Origin of the sequence: Nocardioides plantarum (genome assembly GCF_006346395.1) — a bacterium.
GTDB lineage: Bacteria > Actinomycetota > Actinomycetes > Propionibacteriales > Nocardioidaceae > Nocardioides > Nocardioides plantarum.
This window is the reverse complement of sequence record NZ_VDMS01000001.1, coordinates 1759550-1778805: the sequence shown is the minus strand read 5'-3', so window position 1 is coordinate 1778805 and position 19256 is coordinate 1759550. Positions and strand designations below refer to the sequence as shown.

Here is a 19256-nt window from a genome sequence, read left to right as displayed (position 1 = left end):
GCCTGGGCGGGGCGAGGGGCGCCGGTCGGCTGGTTGGCTCTGGCCGGCCCGCGCCTCGCTGGCCGCCTCTGCCTGGCATGGCTGCCGCTGGTCTGGGTGGCGGCCGCCGAGCCGCAGGGTCCGGCCGACGGCTCGGCTCGCGAAAGGTCAGCCGGTGCCGGTCGGACCGCAGACCGTGGCGGGTTCGGTGATCCGGATGCCCTGACGGCCCTTGCGGATGCCGGAGAACCGGTCGCCCACGACCAGCGTCACGCCCGCCGAGCTGGCCTGCTCGTCGACGATCTTGACCTGGCCGCCGACGTAGGTGCGCAGGAGACGGGCCGCGGGGGTCTTGCCGCCGGCGACCCGGATCTCGGCCGTGCGGACCTTCGGGTCGGGCAGGTTGGAGACCTCGCCGCCGGCGAAGCCCAGCTCCTCGAGCTTGTCGAGCGTCTTGCGTGCCTGGCCGGACTTCTCGCCGGCGTTGATGACGCTGACGGTGATGCCGCCGACGCGCAGGATGTCGCCCTTGCCCAGGTCGGTCTCCACGCAGATCGGCGGCTCGTTGCCCTTGGGGAACGGCTTGGACACCGCCTCGAGGCCACGGGTGACGCCGAGCAGGAGCAACAGGGCGAGGACGCCGAGCGTCGCCGCGGTGCGCAGGTAGCCCGCGCCCCGCTCGCTCACGTCGCCGCCGCCTCGGTCAGCTGGTGCACGCGCGCGTGCAGGACGTGGCGCTGCTGCAGGGCCGCACGCAGCGCGCGGTGCAGGCCGTCCTCGAGGTAAAGCTCGCCGCGCCACAGCACGACGTGGGCGAACAGGTCGCCGTAGAACGTGGAGTCCTCGTCGAGGAGGGCGGCCAGCTGCAGGGTGTCCTTGGTGGTCACGAGGTCGCTGAGGCGCACCTGGCGCGGCGGGAGCGCCGCCCACGCGGACGAGCTCAGTCCGTGGGCCGGGTAGGGACGCCCCTCGCCCACGCGCTTGAAGATCACCTCGGGAGTGTAAACGTCGCCGGTCTGCGCGGCTTCTGCGTCCCCTGGGAGCGATCCACACCCCATGGAACGCCACGAGGCCACGACGTCGGTGACGTCGTGGCCCCGTACCGGGGGGAAGGGGGAAGCGTGAGGGAGGAGAGGAATGGGGGAGAGGCGCGGTGCGTCCGGGGTCGGGGACCTCAGGCGGTCCAGCGCACGGACTCGTCGACGAAGTCGGCCAGGGGGTGGACACCGCGGAGGTCGGCCCGCTCGTCCATGAGTCGGACCACGCTCTGGGAGTGGCGGGTCTTGAGGGCAACGCGGGCGGCGCGGCGCTGATCGAGCGTCGCTGCCTCCTTCTTCTCGTTCTCGGTCATGACCACAGCGTGCGGTGCCGACTTCTCGCGAAGATTGACCGCGGGTTACAAGCACGTCTCATCTGCACGTGATCTGGCTTACGTTGCTCTCGTGACCACCCTCGACGACCTGATCGACGTGCACGACATCAGCCAGCTCAAGTACCGCTACCTGCGCTCGCTCGACACCAAGGACTGGGACGCCTTCGCCGCCTGCTTCGTCCCCGAGGCCACCGGCGACTACAACGGCCTGGTCTTCGAGGACCGCACCGCCCTGGTGGCCTACATGCGCCAGAACCTCGGCGGGGGCATCCTCACCCTCCACCAGGTCCACCACCCCGAGATCACCGTCGACGGCGACACCGCCGTCGGCCACTGGTACCTCCAGGACCGCGTCGTCGTGGAGGCCTTCAAGTTCCTGCTCGAGGGCGCCTCGTTCTACGAGGACCGCTACGTCCGTACGCCGGAGGGCTGGCGGGTCAGCCACACCGGCTACCAGCGCACCCACGAGCTCCACTACAACCTCGACGACCTCCCCCACCTCAAGGTCACCGGCGCAGGCGAGCACCTCCACTGAATCGTTTTCCGGGCCACGCACCGGGCGCACCCAGGCGCCCCCGAAGGGACCCCTAGAGCGACGCCTCCCGCCACGCCGACTGGACGACCTCGACCCCACGCTCGCGCGTGATGAGGCGGCCGCGGCCCGGCGGCATCGGCTGGGGGCGGAGGTTGCCGAGCAGGGGGCCCTCGTCGGGGGAGCCCGAGAGCATCAGCTGGGGCATGGCCAGGTCGCGGATCGACTGGATGATCGGCTCGTAGAGCGCGCGGGACGCGCCGCCGGAGCGGCGGGCCACCATGACGTGCAGGCCGACGTCGCGCGCCTGGGCGAGCAGGGGCTGCAGCAGGGCGACGGGGGAGGTCTGCTGGGTGGCGACGAGGTCGTAGTCGTCGACGACGACGAAGACCTCGGCGCCGGTCCACCACGACCGGTTGCGCAGCTGCTCGGGCGTGACGTCGGGGCCGGGGATGCGGCTCTCGAGGTAGGCGGCGAGGTCCTTGAGAGCCGGCTGGGCCTGGGTGGCGGAGGTCAGGTAGTTGAGGAGGTACTCCTCGGGGACCTCGCCCAGCAGGGAACGGCGGTAGTCGACGACGACGATCTGCGCCTCCTTGGCCGAGCGGGTGCGCATCACCTCGTGGACGTGGGTGCGCAGGAAGGCGCTCTTGCCCGAGCCGCCGTCGCCGAGCAGCAGCAGGTGCGGCTGGGTCTCGGGGTCGAGCGAGACGGGAGCGAGCTCCTTCTCGTTGACGCCGAGGTAGAGGCGGCGGGTGGCGGGGTCGTCGGGGTCGTCGCTGACGCCGGCCATCTCGAGCACCCGCTCGATGGCGATCTGCTCGGGCAGCAGGCGCAGCTTGGGCCCCGAGGGGCCGGTCCAGGCCGCGCTGATCCGGGCGATGAGGTCGTCGACGCCGTCGCCGAGGGTCGCGGCGGTCGGCTGGCCGTCGATGCGCGGCAGGGCCCCCAGGAAATGCAGCTTGCCGGGCACCAGGCCGCGGCCGGGGCGGTTGGTCGGCACGAGCTGGGAGATCTTGCGGTCGATCTCGGAGTCCATGGCGTCGCCGAGCTTGAGCTCGACGCGGGTGCCGAGCTGGTCGCGCATCGCGGCGCGGAAGTCGTTCCAGCGAGCGGCGCCGGCCAGGATGTGCAGCCCGAACGTGAGGCCGCGCGAGGCCAGCACCTGCAGCGACATCTCGAGGTCGTCGAAGTCGGAGCGCAGCGTGCTCCAGCCGTCGACGACCAGGAAGACGTCGCCGTAGCCGTCGTCGGCGCGACCCTGGGCCCGCCGGGTGCGGTAGGTCTCGATCGAGTCGATGCCGTTGGCCCGGAAGTAGGCCTCGCGGCGGTCGACGACGCCCTGCACCTCGGCCGCGATCCGGCGTACGACGTCGGGCTCGCTGCGGGTGCCCACGCCGGCCACGTGGGGCAGCGAGGCGAGGGGCGAGAAGGTGCCCCCACCGAAGTCGAGGATGAAGAACTGCGACTCCAGCGGGGTCGTGGTCAGCGACATGCTGGCGACGAGGGTGCGCAGCAGCGTGCTCTTGCCGCTGCGGGGGCCGCCGACGACCGCGACGTGGCCCGACGCGCCGCTGAGGTTGAAGGTCAGCGTGTCGCGGCGCTGCTCGCGCGGCCGGTCCACGGTGCCGAGCGGTACGACGAGTCCGCCCAGCTCGCGCCAGCGGGGCGAGACGAGACCGAGCGCCGGGTCCTCGACGAGGTCGCCCATCAGCTGGTCGAGGGTGTCGGGCTCGTCGAGCGGGGGCAGCCACACCTGGTGGGCGGCGGTGCCGCGGCCCTCCATGTGGTCGACGGCCACGTCGAGCAGCGACTCCTGGGTGTCGGTCGGTGCGACGACGACGTCGACGACGGGCTCGGGCTCGGGCTCGAGCGAGAGCACCTCGGAGATCGTGAACGGCAGGATGCCGCGGACGTGTCCTCCCTCGTCGCGGGGGACCGCCCGGCGACCGCTGACCGGCGGGCCGGAGACGTAGGCGGCCTTGAAGCGCGTCAGCGTCGTGGGGTCGGGCTTGAGGTAGCCCAGGCCGGGCACGGCCGGGAGCTCGTAGGCGTCGGGCACGCCGAGCACCGCCCGCGACTCCTGGGAGCTGAACGTCCGCAGGCCGATCCGGTAGGACAGGTGGGACTCCAGGCCGCGCAGGCGGCCCTCCTCGAGACGCTGCGAGGCCAGCAGCAGGTGCAGGCCGAGCGACCGGCCGAGGCGGCCGATCGCGACGAACAGGTCGATGAACTCGGGCTTGGCCGACAGCATCTCGGAGAACTCGTCGACGACGATGAAGAGCGACGGCATCGGGGCGAGGTCCTCGCCGGCGGCCCGGGCCTTCTCGTAGTCGCGCACCGAGGCGAAGTTGCCGGCCTCGCGCAGCAGCTCCTGGCGGCGCACCATTTCGCCGGACAGGGCGTCCTGCATGCGGTCGACCAGGGTGAGCTCGTTGGCGAGGTTGGTGATCACGGCCGAGACGTGCGGCATCTCCGACATGCCGGCGAAGGTCGCCCCACCCTTGAAGTCGACGAGGACCATGTTGAGCTGCTCGGGGGAGTGGGTCATCGCGAGCCCCAGCACCAGGGTGCGCAGGAACTCCGACTTGCCGGAGCCGGTCGCGCCGATGCACAGGCCGTGCGGGCCCATGCCCTGCTGGGCGGACTCCTTGATGTCGAGGTGGACCAGGCTGCCGTTCTCGCCCAGCCCGATCGGGACTCGCAGCCGGTCGCGGGCCGGGCGGGTGCGCCAGGCGGCGTCGGGGTCGAAGGTGTGGACGTCACCCAGACCCAACAGGTCCATGAAGTCGTTGGGACCACTGATCTCGCCGGGGGTGCCGGTGTCGACCGGTCCGGCCACCGTGACGCTGTGCAGCGGGGTCAGCCGTCGCGCGAAGGCCTCCGCGGTCGCCGCGTCGCACTGGTCGGCCTTGGCCCGGATCGGCTCCTCGCGCAGCCGCAGGGCCTCGACCGCGACGAGCCCGTCGGCGTCCGGTCCGCCGTGCAGCTGCAGCCGCAGCCGGGTGGCGTCCTCGAGCTCCATCCACCGGGTCGGCAGGTCGAGCAGCGTGACGCCGTGCAGCCCGTCGGGCGGTACGACGTGGTTGCCCGGCGGCAGCTCGACCCCGTCGGTCACCAGCAGGATGTGCGGGGTCGCCGGCCGCTCGTCGGCGCCGAAACGGGGCCGGTCGCTGAGGTCGGGCGGCAGCAGCGCCGCGAGGTCGTCCAGCGTCGTGGTCACCATGCGCATCGGCCCGACCGCGTCGGTCTGCTCCTGGCTCAGCGCGTGCGGCAGCCACTTGACCCAGTCCCAGTGGGCCAGGTGGTGCTCGGAGGACAGCACCGCCACCACGAGGTTGTCGGGGGACTGGAAGGCGGTGGCGGAGCAGATGATGGCGCGGGCCAGGGCTCGCGCCTGCTCCTCCTCGCCGCACACCTCGATCCGGTCGAAGGCCCGCAGGTCGATCGAGGCGGGCAGGTCGGGCTGGGTGCGGTGCACCACGAGGAGCCGGTGCAGCGCGGACGCGGCGGCCGGGTCGACGTCGTCGATCGGCGCGCTCTCGGGAGGCACGAGCTCGAGGGCCAGCGGCTGGGAGCACAGTCCGTAGCGGACCTGGAGGTAGTGCCCGTCGGTCGGGTGGTGCTCCCAGACCCGGGTCCGCTCCTCGGCGAGGGCGGGCAGGGCCGAGGGGTCGGGGTGGTGCCAGGTCAGCGCCCGGCGCTGCTGGGTCGCGGCCTCGCGGGCCAGCTTGCGCACGCTCGAGAGGTAGCGGAGGTACTCGGTCCGCGACCCGGTGACCTGCTGGGCGCGCTGCTTACGCTGCCGGTCGATCTGGACGATGATGAACCCGACCGTGGCGAACAGGAACATGCCCGCCGCGAGGAAGCTCTTGCCGCCGGCGCCGGCCCCGGCGCCTCGGCTGATCGTCGCCACCAGCACGATCGAGCCCAGGCTGCCGAGCATCGGGATCGCGTTCATCGCGACGCCTGCGGCGCCCTCGCTCTGCTGGATCTGCGGCGGGGGTTGCAGCACGAGCTGACCGCTCGGCATCTCGGGCTGCTCGACCCGGCCGCCCCGGATCGTGGGCAGACCCTGGCTGGCGGTGCTGGTCGACATGCTGCTCACAAGGGCTGCCCCGTCGTCACTGTCGTGGTCCCGCGCTCCCGGCGGTCGCGGCTCACCGATGATAGAGAGCCCGTCCAGCGGGTACTACTGTGCCCGTCCAGGGGCCACCGCGCCCCGAAGTCCTGCAGACCCGGGAGGCTCGGTGTCCAGCACCTCGCGCGCCGACGACGTGCTGTCCGTGAGCGTCCACGGTCCGGTCGGTGTCCTCGACCTCCAGGTGCCGGCCGCTGCCTCGAGTGTCGACGTCGCCCGGGAGTACTCACGGCAGGCCAACCTCCCCACGGTGCCGGCGCTCTACACCCGCCTGGGTCGCCCGCTGTCGGCCGCCGTCTCGCTGGCCGAGGCCGGCGTCGTGACCGGCACGGTCCTGGTCGCCACCACCGACCTCGCCCCGCCGCCTCGGCGCTCGCGCCGCGACGTACGCCGTCGGCGCCACGTGCTCGAGCCCGGGGCCCTCTCGACGCTCTGGTGCCTGGCGGCCGTCGTGGTCGCGGTGCTCGCCGGGTGGCTGGCCTCGCGGCTGCCCGACGGCTCCGACCTGCGCGAGGCGACGATCGTCGTGCTCGTCGCGACCGCCGTCGTCGGGGTGCTGCCCGTCGGGCCACTCGCGCGGCACCGGGTGCTGGCGGTCCCCGCCTACGCCGGCGCGGCGGCGTACGTCGTGGCCTGGGACCCCGCCCCCGAGCGCTTCCCCACCATCCTGGGCGTCGCCTGCCTCATCGCGGCCGTCACGGCGGCCGTCGCGCGAGCCCTCGACCAGCCGGGCGAGGAGGGGCTGCGGGTGTGGATGATCGTCGGCGTGGCGGTCTTCGTCGTCACGACGCTCGCGGCCCTCGCCGACGTGAGCGCCCAGGTGGTGTGGGCGGTCTCGCTGGTGGTCGCGATGCTCGCAGCACGGTTCGTGCCGATGCTGGCCGTCGACGTGCCCGACCAGTACCTCCTCGACCTCGAGCGGTTGGCGGTCACCGCCTGGTCGGCCCGCGACCGGCCGACCGGCCGGCGGGGCCGGATCATCGTGCCGAGGACCGTCGTGGCGTCGGTCGCCGAGCGCGGGGCACGCACCGTCACCGCGTCGTGCGTCGCGATCCTCGTCGTCGTCACGGTGTCGGCGATCATGCTGATCCGCGAGACGTCGGTCTGGATCGACGTCCTCGGTGCCCGCATCGAGGTGGGGCTGGCCGGTGCGGCCCTGCTGCTCGCGGCGCGGAGCTATCGGCACGCCGCGGCGCGGGCGCTGCTGCGGACGGCGGGCCTGGCCTGCTGGGCGGTGCTGCTCGTCGTCCTGCTCACGGCCCATGGCACAGGCTGGACCACGGTCGTCGCCTGGGTCTCGATCGGGTCGGGCGCCCTGCTCGTGCTGGTCGCCGTCGCCCTGGGTCGGGGCTGGCGCTCGGCATGGTGGGCCCGGCGTGCCGAGGTCGCCGAGAGCCTGACCGGCGCGTTGGCCATCGGCGCCGTCGTCGTCGCGGCCGGGCTGTTCCGGCTCCTGTGGGAATTGACAGGCTGAGGTTTATGGGTTTTTGCCGCGGGTATCAGCCTCGTCGTGCCGCTCCTGATGTGGGCGGCGAACCGGATCGAACCCCAAGACACCCAACGTGAGCGGCGACATGCCGCCCATTCGAAGGAGAAGGCGACATGTCGAACGGCGCTAACGAGTACGGCCAAGGCGAAGGCACTCTGACCCGGGCGGCCGGACTGGTCTCCGACGCCCGAGCTGACTTCAACCAGATCAGCTCCAAGCTCACCGACCAGATCTCGGCCGTGCAGAGCAAGTGGGGCGGCCAGGGTGCCTCGGCGTTCTTCGTGCTCCACCAGACCTGGACCGAGAAGCAGACCACGATCGTGAACGCGCTCGACGAGTTCGCGCAGTCGCTGACGACCACCGAGCAGACCAACACCTCCACCGACGACGACCAGGGTGCGAGCTTCGGCCGCCTCTCCGGCCGCCTCGGCTGACCTCGACCACACGGACCCAAGGAGAAAACGACATGACCCTCGACGGAATCCGCGTCAACCACGCCGCTCTCGAGCAGGCCGCCTTCGAGATGGAGACGACGGTCAAGGACATCGACGACCGCCTCAACCGTCTCGAGTCCGAGCTGCAGCCGCTGCGCAACGACTGGGCCGGTAACGCCCAGCAGTCCTACGTCATCGCCAAGGGCAAGTGGGACACCGCCATCCAGGAGATGAAGGACCTGCTCAAGGAGACCCACGTCTCGGTGACCAACTCCAACTCCGAGTACAAGGCGGCCGACGCACGCGGCGCCGCCCAGTTCGGCGGCTGACCACGCCACCGGCCCTCGGGGGCCACGCACGAAGGGGTCGACACCCGTGAGGTGTCGGCCCCTTCTGCGGTGTCAGGATGTTCGGCGGTGTCAGGATGACGTCGCGCACGGGGACGACGAGCACCACAGGGAGCAACGATGAGCAGTACGCCGGTCGGCACCTCAGGGTTGGTGCGGGTCACGGTCGCGTCCGGGACGCGCCGCGTCGATCTCGTGCTGCCCGGGGCGGTCCCGGTCGCCGAGCTCGTGCCCGAGCTGGCCCGCAGCGTGGGCTTGCTCGACTCGGCCACCGTCTACGGCGGCTACCGGCTCGTCACCTCCGAGGGCCGACGGCTGGCCAGCGACTCGGGTCTCACGCTCCAGGGCGTCGACGACGGCTCCGTCATCACCGTCACCGCCGGCATCGACGAACCGGTCCCGCCCGTCTACGACGACGTCGTCGAGGCGATGACCGACGTGGTCGAGAACGAGCTCAAGCCGTGGGCGCCCGAGTCGGGGCGTCGTACGGCGTTGACGGCGGCCGCCCTGCTGATGGCCCTCGGCGCCGTGGCCCTCCTCGTGCAGGACACCGACCTGGCGACGTACGCCGCGGGGGTGGTGTCCTTCGCCCTGGTCGCGGGTGCGATCGTGCTGTCCCGGGCCCAGCTCGAGCCCGAGGCCGCGGTCACCGTGGCTTGGATCGGCGGCGGCTACGCGGTCATCGCGGCCATCATGTACGCCGAGGACGAGGCCGACTTCGGCTATCGGCTGGCGGCTGCCGGAGCGGCCCTCGCCGTCGTCGGGATCGTCTGCCTGATCGGTCTGGGGGCGGGCCGCACCCTGGTGATCCCCGCGGTCGTGGTCGGCACGGTGCTCGGGGTCTGCGGCCTCCTGGTCGAGGAGACCTCGGCCCGGCCCGAGATCTTGCTCAGCTGCGTGCTCGCCTTCGTGGTCCTGGTCGGCAGCGTGTTCCCCTGGCTGGCGCTCGGCGTCACCAGCACCACCGTCGACCAGCTCTACTCCGCAGCCGACATCACCACCGACCCTGCCGACATCGATCCGGCCCGCGTCGCCGCCGACGCCCGCGTCGCCCATGAGATCCTGATCGCGATCTCGGCGACCGTCGGCATCCTCCTGGTCGTGACCGCCCCGTTCGCGGTCAGCCTGGGCCTCTACGGCACCTTGATGGTCGTCGTCGCGTGCCTGGTCGTGATGCTCCGGACCCGCCAGTACCGCACCGGCTCCGAGGTGCTCGTCGGGCTCGGCTCCGGCATCGTCGGCCTGGTTGCGGTCGGGGTGTCCATGCTCGTCGGCTACCCCTCGTGGCGGCCGACCGCGGCGGTGGTGCTGGCCGGCGCGGGGGCAGTGCTGCTGGTCCTGACCCTGCTGCCGTCCAGCCCGTCCGTACGCCGCGGCCGCTTCGGCGACGTCCTCGAGACCGTGGCCCTGGTCGCGCTCGTCCCCCTGCTGGTGATCGCCACCAGCCTCAGCGACAAGCTGCTGGGCTGAGACATGGCGACCAAGAAGGACCTCGTCGAGGCCTACTCCTTCAGCCGCCGACGGCTGGTGACGGCCTTCGTGTCCGGTGCACCCGGCGGGCGCGAGGTCGAGCCCACCCGGCCGGGCCGCGCCATCGTCGGGGGTCTCGCCCTCGCGGTGCTCCTGGTCGCGGGCGGTGCCGTGCTCGGCATCATCAAGTCCCCCTCCACCGTCGACCTCGACCAGGACGGCGTCCTGGTCAGCGAGAAGGAGACCGGCGCCGACTACCTCGTCCTCAAGTCCGAGGGCAGCGACGAGACCGAGCTGCGTCCGCTGGCCAACATCACCTCGGCGATGCTCGTGCTCGGCGCCGACGTCACGTCGGAGAAGGTGCCGCGCAAGGATCTCAACAGCAGGAAGATCGGTCCTCCGATCGGCATCCTCGACGCGCCGGCGACCCCGCCCCAGCAGGCCGATCTCGTGCAGACCGGCTGGACCGCCTGCACCGGGGTGCCCAACGTTCCTCGGGTCGGCATCAAGGTCGACGTCTCCGCATCGCCGCGGACGCGGCAGACCCCCGACCTGGCGGTCGTGGTCCGGACCGGGTCCGGCGACCTCTACCTCGTCGCCCAGTCCCTGATCGGTGCCCGAGGTGACTCGGAGCGGGCCTACGCCTACCGCATCCCGAAGGGCCCGGCTCAGGGACGTGTCGTGAGCAACGTCTCGGACCTCACCATCGACCAGGCCGTCCCCGTGCCCGACCGATGGATCACCCTCTTCCCTTCGGGCGGGGACCTCACGCTCAAGACATTCGGTCTGGACGCCGACGACCTCGCGACCCGGTGGCGGTTCCGCGACAAGATCTCGAACGGCGCCAAGGCGGAGGTCGGGGACCTGCTGACCGTGAACGGCAACGTCTCCCTGATGACCCCCAAGGGGGTCCTCGAGCTCGACGACTTCTCGAAGGCCCTTTACGAGAGCCTGCAGTTTCCCCGGAAGGACAGGCTGGCCCGCTTCAGGGCATCGCAGGTCCCGTCGGGTGCGAGCATCGCCAACGCCGCGACGTTGCCTGACGCCAGCTGGCCCCAAGAGGTCAGCGACGACCGTCCGACCGGTCAGCTCTGCGCACAGCTCGACGTCACCGACGCGAAGCCCGGCGTGGTCCTGGCGACGACCGAGCCCGACACCGAGGCCTCCGCGGTCGGCGTCGGCTTCGACGACGTCGACCGGTCCGTCGACTCGGGCGGCGGGGCGTTCGTGCAGTCGGGCTCCTGGTCGGGCACGGGTCCCACCAGCCCGGTGCTGGTCGACGCCCGCGGCTACGCCTACCCCGTCGGCCCGGGCGAGGAGACCGGCAAGCTCGGCTACGGCGGGGTCGACCGGGTCGTCGTACCCCAGGACTGGCTCGACCTCTTCCAGCCCGGTGTTCCCCTGACGATCGACGCCGCCCGCTGCCCGCCGACATCCTCGTCCGACGGCAGCTGCTCGTGAGTCGGGGCACCCGCCGGTGGCGCACTCGCGGCGCGCTCGGCGCCCTCGCGGCCGTGTCGCTGACCAGCGTGCTGGTGGTGGGGGCGACCGGCCCGGCCCTGGCTGCTCCCGACGGCAACGACTGCACGGGCGTCAACGACGTCACGACCGAGAAGGACCCGGCCACCGCGCGCAGCGCCCCGCTGCAGGCCCTGCAGATCTCCCAGGCCCAGAACATCGTCGAGCGGGTCACGGGCGCCCGGCGCGCCGGAGCCGGGGTGCACGTCGCCGTCGTCGACTCCGGTGTCGACGACACGGGGATCACGGTTGACGTCGGCCTGGGCGGCAAGGGCCTGAAGTACTACCACGGCACCGCGATGGCCGGCGTGATCGCCGGTCAGCCCCAGAGGGGCGTCGGCCTGGTCGGCATCGCGCCGGGCGCGACCGTCTACGACGCCCGCTTCTACGACACCGTCAACAGCGAGGACGGCGTCACGCCGACGGAGGCCCGGCTGGTCGACGCCCTGCGCGCCATGCTTCCCCGGGTGGGCCGCAGCGAGGGTCAGATCAGCATCGTCACCATCGCGCTCACCGTCGACAAGAGCACGCCCCGGCTCAGGGCCGCGATCAAGGCGGTGACCGACAAGGGCGCCATCGTCGTGGCCTCCTCCGGCAACCGCGTCTCCGAGACCCAGCCGCAGTCCGACGACGACAGCGCCGCCGACGACGACACCGACTACGAGTACGGCGAGGACGTCACCAAGTACCCCGCGGGCTACACGACGTCCAACGACCGGGTCGTGTCGGTGGGCACCACCGACCCGGAGGGCCAGGCCACGCCGAGCGGCCTGCTCAGCTCGACCATCGACGTCGTCGTGCCGACCTACGGTGCGGTCTCCTACGCGATCAACCGGTCGACGTGCTCGTTCTACGCCGCGTCGACGTCCGTGGCAGCGGCCGAGGTCTCCGGCATCCTGGCGCTGCTGCGCGCGGCCTTCCCGAAGGACAGGCCCGAGCAGCTCATCGCCCGGCTCGAGGTCACCGCGACCGGCGAGTCGGCGTCGGCCGGTGGCGCGGTCGACAAGTACCGCGGACGCGGCATCGTGCAGCCCGTCGAGGCGTTGACCCGGCCGCTACGGCCCAGCATCACGGGCCGGGTCGGCCCTCCGGCGCAGCGGCCTCCCGAGGTGGCGCCCGCGGCGCTGCCGCAGGCCGAGCCCGACGTGCTGCGCAGCACCCGGCGCAACGCCGTCTGGTGGGGCCTGTTCGGTGGCGGGGCGCTCGTCGTGGCGCTGCTGCTGCGCCCTGTGCTCTCGCGGCGTCGTACGGCGCCCGGGCGACGGTAGGGCCACCGACACGGCGATCGGGCCCAGAGACCGAACGCCGGCTCCGGGCCCGAGGGCCCGGAACCGGCGTCATGGTGCTGAGCTGGCGGAGGATAGGGGATTCGAACCCCTGAGGGCTTTCACACCCAACCCGCTTTCCAAGCGAGCGCCATAGGCCACTAGGCGAATCCTCCGCGGAGGACACTACCCGTCGCCTGGCCGCGGCCACCAATCGCCTATGCTCCTTGCCAACCCCCCGTGTGGCGGCATCTCGCCCAACTCCCCCAGGGCCGGAAGGCAGCAAGGGTAAGTGAGCTCTGTCGGGTGCGCGGGGGGCCTCTTCGTCTCCGGGCCCCGTACGTCGCCCGGTCGGGTCGCTGGTCGGGTCGCCCGGGTGCCGGCGCCCTGGGCGGCTGTCCGTGGTGGTGGTTAGGGTCGGCACGTGGACAGCCCGCTCGCCCTCTATCGCCGCTACCGGCCGGAGACCTTCGCCGAGGTCATCGGCCAGGAGCACGTCACCGAGCCGTTGCGGGCGGCGCTGGCCAACAACCGGGTCAACCACGCCTACCTGTTCTCCGGTCCGCGCGGCTGCGGCAAGACCACCTCGGCCCGCATCCTCGCCCGAGCGCTCAACTGCGCGCTGGCCCCGGTGGCCGACCCGTGCGGCGAGTGCGACAGCTGCCGCGAGCTGGCCCGCGGCGGTTCCGGGTCGATCGACGTCATCGAGATCGACGCCGCGTCCCACGGCGGCGTCGACGACGCGCGCGACCTGCGTGAGAAGGCGTTCTTCGCCCCCGTGCGCGACCGCTACAAGGTCTACATCATCGACGAGGCCCACATGGTCTCCTCGCAGGGCTTCAACGCGCTGCTCAAGCTCGTCGAGGAGCCGCCGCCCCACCTGCGCTTCATCTTCGCGACCACCGAGCCCGACAAGGTCATCCCGACCATCCGCTCGCGCACCCACCACTACCCGTTCCGGCTGATCCCGCCGCGGTCGCTGTCGGCCTACCTCACCGAGCTCTGCGAGCGCGAGGGCGTGTCGATCGAGCCGGCGGCCCTGCCGCTGGTGGTCCGGGCGGGTGCGGGCTCGGCCCGCGACACCCTCTCGGTGCTCGACCAGCTGCTCGGCGGGGCCGGCACCGACGGGGTCACCTACGAGCTGGCCAGCGGGCTGCTCGGCTACACCCCCGACACCCTGCTCGACGAGGTCGTCGACGCCTTCGCCGCCGGCGACGGGGCGTCGGTCTTCGGTGTCGTCGACAAGGTCATCGAGACCGGCCAGGACCCGCGCCGGTTCACCGAGGACCTGCTGCGGCGGCTGCGCGACCTGGTGATCATCGCCGCGGTGCCCGACGCGCCCGCGACCGGACTGATCGACGTCGCCGTCGACCAGGGCGAGCGGCTGGTGTCCCAGGCGTCCCGCTTCGGCCGGGCCGACCTGAGCCGTGCCGCCGACCTGGTCGCCGTCGGGCTGACCGAGATGCGGGGTGCCACCGCCCCACGGCTGCTCCTCGAGCTGATCTGTGCCCGGGTCCTGCTGCCCGGCGCCGACCACACCACCCACGGCGTCCAGGCCCGTCTCGACCGCCTCGAGCGTCGGGCGTCGATCACCCTGCCGGCCGAGCAGGTCGTGGCCGCCCCCGCCCCGGCGCCGGTCGCAGCCCCCGCCCCCGTGGTCCCGGCCCCCGAGCCCGAGACGGTCCGCGCCGCTCCTCCGGCAGCCGTGCCGGAGCCGGCTCGACCCGAGCGCATCGGGTCGACCCCACCGGCCCCGCCAGCCGAGCCGTCCGAGCCGTCCGCGCCGGTCGCAGCCCCCGCAGCGGACGTCACTGCGGAGCCCAGCCCCGCCCCCGCTCCCGCGCCGGCCGCCGAGTCCGGAGCCCCGGCCCCGGCCGGTGGCCTGACCCTGGTCGACGTACGCCGGCTGTGGCCCGACATCATCGAGGCGACCAAGCAGCGCCGCCGGATCACCTGGATCCACCTCTCCCAGAACTCCCAGGTGGTGGCCGTCGACGGCCAGACCCTGACGCTCGGGTTCGCCAACGGGGGAGCCCGCGACTCCTTCGACTCTGGAGGGTCGTCCGAGATCGTGCGACAGGCCGTCATCGACGTGATCGGCGCGGCCTACAAGATCGAGACCATCGTCGACCCGGGCGCCGACGCCGGAGCCCACCCGCCGCCGGCCGCCCCCGCGACGCTCGGCGAGCGCGAGGCCGAGCCGCCCCCCGCCTCGACCACGCCGCCCCCGCAGGGGGCCTCCCAGGCGGCCCCGGTCAGCCAGACCACCCCCGAGGCGCCCCCGCCGCCCGACGAGCCGCCGCCGTGGGCGACCGACGAGCCCGAGGTCGAGCCCCGCTCCGGGGCGGGGCAGGCGGCCGCCCGTGAGGCCATCCGCCAGACCCGACCCGCCGGCGGGCCCGTCGAGCCCACCGGCCCCTCCCTGGCGCAGGCCGACGCCGACGCCCACCCAGACGACCTCGACGCCGACTCCGACCAGCTCGGCACCGACGACCTGCTGGCGCGCGAGCTCGGCGCCCGGATGATCGAGGAGATCCCCCACCAGTGACCACGACCGGAAGGCCCACCCCATGACCGACAACCCGTTCGGCGGCACCGGAGGCTTCGACATGAACGCGCTCCTCCAGCAGGCCGAGGCCATGCAGTCCCAGCTCATGCAGGCCCAGGAGCAGCTCGCCGACACCGTCGTCGAGGGCTCCGTGGCCGGGGTGACCGTCAAGGTCTCCGGTACCGGTGAGCTCCTCGGCATCGACATCGCCCCGGGGTCCGTCGACGCCGCCGACCCCGACGCGCTGGCCGACCTGGGCGACGTCATCGTCGCCGCCTACCGCGACGCCAAGAGCCGTGCCGACGAGGCCGCCGCCCAGGCGCTCGGCCCGCTGGCCGGCGGTGGCCTGCCCGGGCTCGGCGGCGGCGAGCCCGGCAAGCCCGGCCCGCTCGGCTTCTAGGGCACGCGTGCCGCGCGGGGGTGACGTCGCCGCCGCGGGTACGCCCTAGGGTGAGCGCGTGTACGAAGGCGTGGTGCAGGACCTCATCGACGAGCTCGGGCGGTTGCCCGGCGTAGGTCCCAAGAGCGCGCAGCGCATCGCCTTCCACCTGCTCCAGGCCGACCCGACCGACGTACGCCGCCTCGCCGACGTGCTCATCGAGGTCAAGGCCAAGGTGCGGTTCTGCGCGACCTGCTTCAACGTCTCCGAGGCCGAGCAGTGCCGCATCTGCGCCGACCCCCGCCGCGACCCGACGACCCTGTGCGTCGTCGAGGAGTACAAGGACGTCGTCGCGATCGAGCGCACCCGCGAGTTCCGGGGCCGCTACCACGTGCTCGGCGGGGCGATCTCGCCCATCGACGGCATCGGGCCCGACCAGCTCCGCATCCGTGAGCTGGTCGCGCGGCTGTCGGACGACCAGATCACCGAGATCATCCTGGCCACCGACCCCAACCTCGAGGGCGAGGCCACCGCGACCTATCTCACCCGCCAGCTGCGACCCCTGGGGTTGCGTGTGACCCGGCTGGCCAGTGGACTCCCTGTAGGCGGTGACCTCGAGTACGCCGACGAGGTGACCCTCGGACGAGCATTCGTAGGAAGGCAGAACGCCCCATGAGCCACTCCCAGATCGAGCCCGAGGCGCCCACCGCGGCCGTCGACGGCGACACCGAGGACTTCGCCCAGCAGATCGCCGACTCCGTGTCGTCGTTCCTCCTCGCGCTGCGCGCGATCGCCCGCGAGGGCGACCCGAGCCGGGCCATCTCGCTGCTGCTGCTCGAGGTCAGCCAGGTGCTGCTGGCCGGCGCGCGGCTCGGCGTGCAGCAGGACTTCACCCCCCGCGCCGAGTACCAGCCCGACGTCGGCCCCGAGGCCGACGTCGACGACCTGCGGCTGCGCCTGGCCGACATGCTCGACAGCGTCGACACCTACGGCTTCCTCTTCGACCCCTACGCGCCCGAGGTCGTGGCCAGCCAGCTGTCCGACGACCTCGCCGCGATCGCGACCGACCTCGAGAACGGCCTGCGGCACTTCCGCTCGGGCAACGTCGAGGAGGCGCTGTGGTGGTGGCAGTTCTCCTACGTCTCCAACTGGGGCGGCCTCGGCGGGGCGGTGCTCAAGGCGCTGCTGTCGGTCATCGCCCACGACCGCCTCGACGTCGACAACGACGCCGAGCTCGACCAGATCGAGGCCGCCGAGGCCGTCTTGGACAGCAAGGCCTGACCCCGGCTCTCGACCGTAGAATCGAGCACCGGAACCCTTCCCCGACCCAGGAGTGAGCCCGGTGGGCATTGTCGTGCAGAAGTACGGCGGATCGTCCGTCGCGGACCCCACCGCGATCAAGCGGGTGGCCCGACGGATCGTCCAGGCCAAGAAGGACGGCCACGACGTCGTCGTCGCCGTCTCGGCGATGGGAGACACGACCGACGAGCTCCTCGACAAGGCGCAGGCGGTGAGTCCGCTGCCGCCCGCGCGTGAGCTCGACATGCTGCTCACCGCCGGTGAGCGGATCTCGATGGCGCTGGTCGCGATGGCCATCTCCGACCTCGGTTTCAGCGCCCGCTCGTTCACCGGCTCGCAGGCCGGGGTCATCACCGACTCGGTGCACGGCAAGGCCAAGATCATCGACGTCACGCCCGGCCGCATCCAGGAAGCCATCGCCGACGGCCACATCGTCATCGTCGCTGGCTTCCAGGGCGTCTCGCAGGACACCAAGGAGATCACCACCCTGGGTCGCGGCGGCACCGACACCACCGCCGTGGCGCTCGCGGCAGCCCTCAAGGCCGACGTGTGCGAGATCTACACCGACGTCGACGGGGTCTTCACCGCCGATCCCCGCATCGTCCCGGCGGCGCGCAAGCTCGACACCGTGACCTACGAGGAGATGCTCGAGCTCGCCGCCTGCGGTGCCAAGATCCTCCACCTGCGGTGCGTCGAGTACGCCCGCCGTTACGACATCCCGATCCACGTCCGATCCTCGTTCAGCCAGCTCCACGGCACCATCGTGCGTGGCTCGATCGACGACATCCCCGTCCTGAAGGGCAAGAGCATGGAAGCAGCGATCATCGCCGGCGTCGCCCACGACCGCAGCGAGGCCAAGATCACCGTCGTCGGCGTACCCGACAAGGTCGGCGAGGCGGCGCGCATCTTCACCGCCCTGGCCGAGGCGCAGATCAACCTCGACATGATCGTCCAGAACGTCTCGGCGGCCGCGACCAACCTGACCGACATCTCGTTCACGCTGCCGCGCACCGACGGCCAGGTCGCGATGACCGCGCTGGCGGGGCTGCAGGCGACCATCGGCTTCCAGACGCTGCTGTACGACGAGACGGTCGGCAAGGTGTCGCTGATCGGGGCGGGCATGCGCTCGCACCCGGGCGTGACCGCGAAGTTCTTCGCCGCGATCGCCGACGCCGGGGTCAACCTCGGCATGATCTCGACCTCGGAGATCCGGATCTCCGTGATCGTCGACGAGGCCGACGTCGACGCCGCCGTGGCCGCGGCGCACACGGCGTTCGACCTCGACGCCACCGAGGTCGAGGCCGTCGTCTACGGCGGGTCGGGTCGCTGACATGGGCACCAGCATCGGCATCGTCGGCGCCACCGGACAGGTGGGCGTCGCCATGCGCCAGATCCTCGAGCAGCGCGGGTTCCCCGCCGACGAGGTGCGGTTCTTCGCCTCGGCCCGCTCGGCCGGCACCGTGCTGCCCTTCGCCGGTCGCGAGGTGGTCGTCGAGGACGCCGCCACCGCCGACCCGACCGGGCTCGACATCGCGCTGTTCTCGGCCGGCGCGACCACCTCACGAGCCCTCGCGCCGGCGTACGCCGCAGCCGGGGTGGTCGTCGTCGACAACTCCTCCGCGTTCCGCCGCGACCCCGAGATCCCGCTGGTCGTCTCCGAGGTCAACCCCGGCGACATCGACCTCGCGACCCGGGCCGGCGGCCGGCGGATCATCGCCAACCCCAACTGCACCACCATGGCGGCGATGCCGGTCCTCAAGCCGTTGCACGACGAGGCCGGCCTGGTCCGGCTCGTCGTCTCGACCTACCAGGCGGTCTCGGGCTCCGGCGTCGCCGGCGTCGAGGAGCTCGCGTCCCAGGTCGAGGCCGCCGGCGAGAAGGCCCGCGAGCTCGCCTACGACGGGGCGGCGGTGACGTTCCCGGAGCCGCAGAAGTACGTCCGGCCGATCGCCTTCAACGTGCTGCCCATGGCCGGCTCGATCGTCGACGACGGCCTCAACGAGACCGACGAGGAGCAGAAGCTGCGCCACGAGTCGCGCAAGATCCTCGGCATCCCCGACCTGCGGGTCTCCGGCATCTGCGTGCGGGTCCCGGTCTTCACCGGCCACTCGCTGGCCGTCAACGCCGAGTTCGCGCGGTCGCTGAGCGCCGCGCGGGCCCACGAGCTGCTGGCGGGCGCCCCCGGGGTCGAGCTCAGCGACGTGCCCACGCCACTGCAGGCCGCCGGCCAGGACCCGTCGTACGTCGGGCGCATCCGTCAGGACGAGGGCGTCGACGACCAGCGCGGGCTGGCGCTGTTCGTGTCCGGCGACAACCTGCGCAAGGGTGCCGCGCTCAACACCGTGCAGATCGCCGAGCTTCTGCTGCGCTGAATAGTCGCAGCCCGGACCCGCGCGGTGCCGCGTCCCGCACCGCCTGGGATCGCTGCCGCCGGCATCGGAGGGCGGGCCTGACCGGCACCCGGCGCAGGCCGACTGCGACTGCTG

The 19256-nt window shown here is 72.4% G+C and carries 17 protein-coding genes, 1 tRNA gene and 1 other RNA gene; 14 read left to right on the top strand and 5 right to left on the bottom strand.

All coding sequences use genetic code 11. The features are described from left to right. Positions 1 to 147: 147 nt before the first annotated feature. The 3 genes from FJQ56_RS08350 to FJQ56_RS22115 form a co-directional block, all read right to left on the bottom strand. Entirely contained in the window at positions 148 to 666 is a 519-nt protein-coding gene (locus FJQ56_RS08350; RefSeq protein WP_170215318.1) for a LytR C-terminal domain-containing protein, read from the bottom strand. Then, positions 663 to 971, bottom strand: coding sequence for a type II toxin-antitoxin system VapB family antitoxin (locus tag FJQ56_RS08345; RefSeq protein WP_140008846.1), 309 nt, complete (start codon positions 969 to 971; stop codon positions 663 to 665). The genes FJQ56_RS08350 and FJQ56_RS08345 overlap by 4 nt, the downstream gene beginning before the upstream one ends. Positions 972 to 1153: 182 nt before the next feature. Then, the gene (locus tag FJQ56_RS22115; protein ID WP_170215317.1) at positions 1154 to 1330 is read right to left on the bottom strand and encodes a hypothetical protein; all 177 of its coding nucleotides are present in this window, start codon (positions 1328 to 1330) and stop codon (positions 1154 to 1156) included. Positions 1331 to 1421: 91 nt separating this feature from the next. Here FJQ56_RS22115 and FJQ56_RS08340 point away from each other — a divergent pair, with 91 nt between their 5' ends. After that, the gene (locus FJQ56_RS08340) at positions 1422 to 1886 is read left to right on the top strand and encodes a nuclear transport factor 2 family protein (protein ID WP_246084041.1); all 465 of its coding nucleotides are present in this window, start codon (positions 1422 to 1424) and stop codon (positions 1884 to 1886) included. A 52-nt stretch (positions 1887 to 1938) separates the two neighbouring features. Here FJQ56_RS08340 and eccCa read toward each other — a convergent pair whose 3' ends face one another. Then, entirely contained in the window at positions 1939 to 5979 is a 4041-nt protein-coding gene (gene eccCa / locus FJQ56_RS08335; RefSeq protein ID WP_140008842.1) for a type VII secretion protein EccCa, read from the bottom strand. A 151-nt stretch (positions 5980 to 6130) separates the two neighbouring features. On the opposite strand from eccCa, the gene FJQ56_RS22110 reads away from it, so the two are divergent. The 6 genes from FJQ56_RS22110 to FJQ56_RS08305 all read left to right on the top strand — a co-directional run bounded on the left by FJQ56_RS22110 (position 6131) and on the right by FJQ56_RS08305 (position 12547). Next, positions 6131 to 7495, top strand: a complete 1365-nt coding sequence (locus tag FJQ56_RS22110) for a hypothetical protein (RefSeq protein WP_170215316.1) — start codon at positions 6131 to 6133, stop codon at positions 7493 to 7495. Positions 7496 to 7623: 128 nt separating this feature from the next. Next, positions 7624 to 7944, top strand: a complete 321-nt coding sequence (locus FJQ56_RS08325; RefSeq protein WP_140008840.1) for a WXG100 family type VII secretion target — start codon at positions 7624 to 7626, stop codon at positions 7942 to 7944. Positions 7945 to 7976: 32 nt separating this feature from the next. Next, complete coding sequence (locus FJQ56_RS08320) at positions 7977 to 8273, top strand: WXG100 family type VII secretion target (protein WP_140008838.1); 297 nt, start codon at positions 7977 to 7979, stop codon at positions 8271 to 8273. Positions 8274 to 8411: 138 nt separating this feature from the next. Further along, a complete protein-coding gene (gene eccD / locus FJQ56_RS08315) occupies positions 8412 to 9761 on the top strand; it encodes a type VII secretion integral membrane protein EccD (protein ID WP_140008836.1) in 1350 nt (449 codons plus the stop codon). 3 nt (positions 9762 to 9764) lie between these two features. Next, positions 9765 to 11222: a type VII secretion protein EccB gene (locus tag FJQ56_RS08310; RefSeq protein WP_140008834.1), complete on the top strand. Its 1458-nt coding sequence runs from the start codon at positions 9765 to 9767 to the stop codon at positions 11220 to 11222. Then, positions 11219 to 12547, top strand: coding sequence for a S8 family serine peptidase (locus FJQ56_RS08305; RefSeq protein ID WP_140008832.1), 1329 nt, complete (start codon positions 11219 to 11221; stop codon positions 12545 to 12547). The genes FJQ56_RS08310 and FJQ56_RS08305 overlap by 4 nt, the downstream gene beginning before the upstream one ends. An 83-nt stretch (positions 12548 to 12630) precedes the next feature. Here the strand turns inward: FJQ56_RS08305 and FJQ56_RS08300 are convergent. Beyond that, a tRNA-Ser gene (locus FJQ56_RS08300) sits at positions 12631 to 12720 on the bottom strand. A 56-nt stretch (positions 12721 to 12776) separates the two neighbouring features. On the opposite strand from FJQ56_RS08300, the gene ffs reads away from it, so the two are divergent. From ffs to FJQ56_RS08265, 7 genes are all read left to right on the top strand, one after another. Beyond that, positions 12777 to 12867: signal recognition particle sRNA small type (gene ffs / locus FJQ56_RS08295), an RNA gene on the top strand. Between the two features lie 101 nt (positions 12868 to 12968). Next, entirely contained in the window at positions 12969 to 15092 is a 2124-nt protein-coding gene (locus FJQ56_RS08290) for a DNA polymerase III subunit gamma and tau (RefSeq protein ID WP_140008830.1), read from the top strand. A 22-nt stretch (positions 15093 to 15114) separates the two neighbouring features. Beyond that, positions 15115 to 15492: a YbaB/EbfC family nucleoid-associated protein gene (locus tag FJQ56_RS08285; RefSeq protein ID WP_140008828.1), complete on the top strand. Its 378-nt coding sequence runs from the start codon at positions 15115 to 15117 to the stop codon at positions 15490 to 15492. A gap of 58 nt (positions 15493 to 15550) precedes the next feature. After that, the gene (gene recR, locus FJQ56_RS08280; protein WP_140008826.1) at positions 15551 to 16147 is read left to right on the top strand and encodes a recombination mediator RecR; all 597 of its coding nucleotides are present in this window, start codon (positions 15551 to 15553) and stop codon (positions 16145 to 16147) included. Then, positions 16144 to 16752 (top strand): DUF5063 domain-containing protein, encoded by a 609-nt coding sequence (locus FJQ56_RS08275; RefSeq protein WP_140008824.1) that lies wholly within the window; start codon positions 16144 to 16146, stop codon positions 16750 to 16752. Before recR ends, FJQ56_RS08275 begins: the two co-directional genes overlap by 4 nt. Positions 16753 to 16813: 61 nt before the next feature. Continuing rightward, on the top strand, positions 16814 to 18100 hold the full coding sequence (locus tag FJQ56_RS08270) for an aspartate kinase (RefSeq protein WP_140008822.1): 1287 nt from the start codon (positions 16814 to 16816) through the stop codon (positions 18098 to 18100). Between the two features lies 1 nt (position 18101). Next, complete coding sequence (locus FJQ56_RS08265) at positions 18102 to 19142, top strand: aspartate-semialdehyde dehydrogenase (protein ID WP_140008820.1); 1041 nt, start codon at positions 18102 to 18104, stop codon at positions 19140 to 19142. Positions 19143 to 19256 lie beyond the last annotated feature (114 nt).